This window comes from Candidatus Kryptonium sp., assembly GCA_025060635.1.
Taxonomy (GTDB): domain Bacteria; phylum Bacteroidota; class Ignavibacteria; order Kryptoniales; family Kryptoniaceae; genus Kryptonium.
Genome location: JANXBN010000015.1, coordinates 1 through 4800, shown reverse-complemented (window position 1 = coordinate 4800; position 4800 = coordinate 1). Strand labels below are relative to the sequence as shown.

The window sequence follows — 4800 nt, the reverse complement described above, 5'->3', positions numbered from 1 at the left end:
ATGAAATACCATCCGCCCCAGCCAACAAAGCCTGGCTTGTAGGTAGCCTTGATGCATGTAGCACCTGAACGAGGATTTTCAGTGGAAGCCTCATCCATAGGTGGAATTGCATTTTCCTCTCCAGGCGCACCCATTTTCGCCCTCACCAAAAAATGATTACCTGCAGCATTGAGGTCAGTGTAAACATCAAAGGAGGTGTGGAATTTGTCCATGACTTTTGAAAGGTAACTTACTGCATTACGCTCACCTTTTTGAGCCAACGAAGACACATGCACCAGTGAAAATGCCAAAACTGAAATTGATGAGATGAGCAACGCCTTTCTCATCGCTCGTCCCCTCCCTTCGCTTAAATTTTTGTCGCTTTTCTCTCAAAAGCCATCAGCCTTTTGGTTCGGTGGTAGCATCGCCCTCCCAATATGTTTCAATCCCTCATTCCTAAGGGATCCCTTCGGGACAGGTGCAATTCAAACAAATTAAGCGAAAAAGATTTTGAATAACTAAAAGCGAGTTTCAATCCCTCACAGGTGCGATTCAAACACAGGGGCTAAATCAGGCCCCATATAACCCGATTTTTGGTTTCAATCCCTCACAGGTGCGATTCAAACGCAGATATGTTTTTACGGAATGGCAGGGTGCCATTCGTTTCAATCCCTCACAGGTGCGATTCAAACCCAGGGTGCCATTCCAGTGGACGTGACCCTAAAACTAGTTTCAATCCCTCACAGGTGCGATTCAAACATATTCCATTTCTAACAACGAAAAACCTGTTTCCTATGTTTCAATCCCTCACAGGTGCGATTCAAACTTTTTTGCTCCACCATTTTTGTCACACTTTTATTTTTTGTTTCAATCCCTCACAGGTGCGATTCAAACCAAGGTAGTTAGACTTGAGGAAGGCAGGGTGATTAAGTTTCAATCCCTCACAGGTGCGATTCAAACAAGAAATGGAGAACATTATTGAAGCTGTTAATTTCTAGTTTCAATCCCTCACAGGTGCGATTCAAACAAAAATGCTTGTGCAGGGTGGTAAATATGTCTACTGTTTCAATCCCTCACAGGTGCGATTCAAACAGAGGAGTTTCATTTAGTTTCTCCATTTTTTGTTTTGTTTCAATCCCTCACAGGTGCGATTCAAACCAAAAAAGGAGGGGTAAAATATGTATTTGAACATAGTGTTTCAATCCCTCACAGGTGCGATTCAAACCGGTGATAGTTGGTAACGAGTTTGAATTTGAAATTAGTTTCAATCCCTCACAGGTGCGATTCAAACGTTTAATGCTCCTCAAGTCTGGATATGGTTATTTGAGTTTCAATCCCTCACAGGTGCGATTCAAACTTAACAGTAGCTATGAGATTAAAAAGCTACTAGTACGTTTAAATCCCTCACAGGTGCGATTCAAACTATTGCAATTGTTGCAATAGCTGGTGACTTTGAAGTTAGTTTCAATCCCTCACAGGTGCGATTCAAACAGCGATGAGCAAAAAAATACAATTGATAAAGTTGGGTTTCAATCCCTCACAGGTGCGATTCAAACAAAGAAAGATAAAGAAGAAGATTAATTAAAGGGCAAGGTTTCAATCCCTCACAGGTGCGATTCAAACAGAGATAACAAACGTTGTTGAAAGTGTTAATTTCTAGTTTCAATCCCTCACAGGTGCGATTCAAACGGTGCTGCGACAAAGGTATATAAAGTATTTGAGAGAGTTTCAATCCCTCACAGGTGCGATTCAAACAGCACAGTCGTTTGAAGGTTGTAAAAACAATACCAGTGTTTCAATCCCTCACAGGTGCGATTCAAACCAAAAACAAAACTTCAAAGCAATATGCACAAAATAGTTTCAATCCCTCACAGGTGCGATTCAAACTATGCAAGCAATGAAAAACCAAGGTGGAATTACTCCGTTTCAATCCCTCACAGGTGCGATTCAAACGATACAGATGGCAATACGACAAATGGGATTGGTATTGTTTCAATCCCTCACAGGTGCGATTCAAACAACTTGAACCGACAGAAAAACCTCTGAAATTTATTTAGTTTCAATCCCTCACAGGTGCGATTCAAACAAACTACCGCACTTGCCTTATTTTTTTTGTCCCATTTGTTTCAATCCCTCACAGGTGCGATTCAAACAATGTTTGAAAACCCGGTAGGACGTTATTACGTCCTAGTTTCAATCCCTCACAGGTGCGATTCAAACAGAAACCCTTAAGGTTTGCCTATGAAGTTGAGCCTCCGTTTCAATCCCTCACAGGTGCGATTCAAACGAAACTAGAGGGTAATTTATATGCAGTTAAAAACTTGTTTCAATCCCTCACAGGTGCGATTCAAACTTATTATTATTGTTGCTTAAGACTGGGAAGGGTTATTGTTTCAATCCCTCACAGGTGCGATTCAAACTATTAAAAACGGCATATACGCAGCAGTCATATTTAAGTTTCAATCCCTCACAGGTGCGATTCAAACAATACTTCTTCTGGAATGGCACCCTGCCATTCCAGAGTTTCAATCCCTCACAGGTGCGATTCAAACGGGTAGGAACCCCTCCAGGAGACGTTTTGCTTAAATTGTTTCAATCCCTCACAGGTGCGATTCAAACCTGTGACGCTCGAGTGGGGAACCAATGTCCCGTATGCGTTTCAATCCCTCACAGGTGCGATTCAAACTCTATTGGAACGGTGATGATGTAGTGATAATGTCAAGTTTCAATCCCTCACAGGTGCGATTCAAACTGAAACCCCGATAGGCCGTTTCTTCGTCTTAAGAAAGTTTCAATCCCTCACAGGTGCGATTCAAACATATCAAAACAATAAAAAACAAAAAAAGGTAAACAAGTTTCAATCCCTCACAGGTGCGATTCAAACCTTTGGGTTGTAAACCAATTTGATTCTCTCTTCACCTGTTTCAATCCCTCACAGGTGCGATTCAAACAAAGGGAGGTAACAAAATGTATTTGAACATTATCTCGTTTCAATCCCTCACAGGTGCGATTCAAACGAAACAAGGTGTTAAATTGGAAGAACAATCTGTCGCGTTTCAATCCCTCACAGGTGCGATTCAAACCATTGTAGTGAATGTTATGCATATTTGCATATATGTGTTTCAATCCCTCACAGGTGCGATTCAAACTTGAAGTGTTTTGTGAGCAAAAACCAAGTTGCAATGTTTCAATCCCTCACAGGTGCGATTCAAACACTTTTTTTCAACGATGTTGTAGAAATGTTTTCTTACGTTTCAATCCCTCACAGGTGCGATTCAAACGGGGACGTGATGTTGAGGGTGAACGAATTAACTGAAAAGTTTCAATCCCTCACAGGTGCGATTCAAACCAGATGGAACGGAAAAAACAAATGGGATTGGTATTGTTTCAATCCCTCACAGGTGCGATTCAAACACGGAAAGATTTTTAAGGGTTTTTGTAATCTCTCTCGTTTCAATCCCTCACAGGTGCGATTCAAACACGGAATTTATTTGATAGTCAACAGTAGCTATGAAATGTTTCAATCCCTCACAGGTGCGATTCAAACTGAAGATAGATAACAATTTGTTTGTTGTAAAAAATGTGTTTCAATCCCTCACAGGTGCGATTCAAACGACAATTAGAAGAAGTGGAAAATGCATTAAAAATACGTTTCAATCCCTCACAGGTGCGATTCAAACCATTAAAAGCATTGCAAAAGTATGCAAAGTATTTAAAGTTTCAATCCCTCACAGGTGCGATTCAAACGATTGAAATTTTAGATGGGAAACTATGTTTAATGTTATGTTTCAATCCCTCACAGGTGCGATTCAAACATGTTAAAAGTTAGCGAATTAAAACAAAAGTTAAGAGAGTTTCAATCCCTCACAGGTGCGATTCAAACTTGCTGATAATCCCGAGGTTTTTTCAATAAAGCAAAAGTTTCAATCCCTCACAGGTGCGATTCAAACTTTTTTTGTCCCATTTTGCCCAATCGCCTGCCTAATCTTGTTTCAATCCCTCACAGGTGCGATTCAAACGTAATATAAATGCAAATGCAATTGTGATTGTGCAATTGGTTTCAATCCCTCACAGGTGCGATTCAAACTTCAAAAACATTTTTGCAACTGCAATTCTGTAATCCAGTTTCAATCCCTCACAGGTGCGATTCAAACCCCTCCAGGAGATGTAATTTTAAAAATAAACGAATTGAGTTTCAATCCCTCACAGGTGCGATTCAAACCTGAAGAATGAGAAAACGTGAATAAAACCAAAGGTGTTTCAATCCCTCACAGGTGCGATTCAAACTCGTTTCGGACGAAAGAATAGTGGCGATTTACAACTGTTTCAATCCCTCACAGGTGCGATTCAAACGAAATTATTATATTTTGAAAAACGGAATATATGCGGGTTTCAATCCCTCACAGGTGCGATTCAAACATATTCTAACCATAGAAAAAGACAAAATTGTAATTTTGTTTCAATCCCTCACAGGTGCGATTCAAACTTACTTTTTTAATCTTCAGTATCCTGCTTCTATTTTCAGTTTCAATCCCTCACAGGTGCGATTCAAACTATTAAACCCACTCAAAAGTTTTTGAGATTTTTGTAGTTTCAATCCCTCACAGGTGCGATTCAAACCTGGTGGGTGTTATTTAGTGTCAAACAATTTTGAAGGTTTCAATCCCTCACAGGTGCGATTCAAACGAAAAAAAATTTGTGAAATTTTTGAACGAAAAAAAGGAGTTTCAATCCCTCACAGGTGCGATTCAAACCTGTTTTTGTTTTTAATTTAAATCAATTATTTCCTTGTTTCAATCCCTCACAGGTGCGATTCAAACA

At 40.0% G+C, this 4800-nt stretch carries 1 protein-coding gene and 1 CRISPR repeat array; the gene reads right to left on the bottom strand.

What is annotated here, in order from left to right; genetic code table 11:
- On the bottom strand, positions 1 to 326 hold a 326-nt coding region (locus NZ923_10645; GenBank protein MCS7230469.1), incomplete at its 3' end, for a hypothetical protein.
- A 114-nt stretch (positions 327 to 440) separates the two neighbouring features.
- Positions 441 to 4799: direct repeats of the CRISPR family, unit length 30 nt; unit sequence GTTTCAATCCCTCACAGGTGCGATTCAAAC.
- Position 4800 lies beyond the last annotated feature (1 nt).